The organism is Citrobacter sp. VF227 (assembly GCF_052950715.1).
This window is the reverse complement of sequence record NZ_JBRFVF010000232.1, coordinates 1-531: the sequence shown is the minus strand read 5'-3', so window position 1 is coordinate 531 and position 531 is coordinate 1. Positions and strand designations below refer to the sequence as shown.

Here is a 531-nt window from a genome sequence, read left to right as displayed (position 1 = left end):
AGTGAAGCGAACGCGGTGAACTGAAACATCTAAGTAACCGCAGGAAAAGAAATCAACCGAGATTCCCAAAGTAGTGGCGAGCGAAATGGGATGAGCCTTGCACTCTTTATTTGTATTGTTAGCCGAACGCTCTGGAAAGTGCGGCCATAGCAGGTGATAGCCCTGTAGGCGAAAACAGTATGAAAGAACTAGGTGTGCGACAAGTAGGGCGGGACACGTGAAATCCTGTCTGAAGATGGGGGGACCATCCTCCAAGGCTAAATACTCGTGATCGAGCGATAGTGAACCAGTACCGTGAGGGAAAGGCGAAAAGAACCCCGGGAGGGGAGTGAAATAGATCCTGAAACCGCATGCATACAAACAGTCGGAGCCTCGCAAGGGGTGACGGCGTACCTTTTGTATAATGGGTCAGCGACTTACGTTCAGTAGCAAGCTTAACCGAATAGGGCAGGCGTAGCGAAAGCGAGTCCGAATAGGGCGTTCAGTTGCTGGGCGTAGACCCGAAACCAGGTGATCTATCCATGGCCAGGA

At 51.4% G+C, this 531-nt stretch carries 1 rRNA gene; it reads left to right on the top strand.

Annotation, left to right across the window (positions count from 1 at the left end):
* Window positions 1–531, top strand: a 23S ribosomal RNA gene (locus ACU8YC_RS26060); the annotation flags it as partial.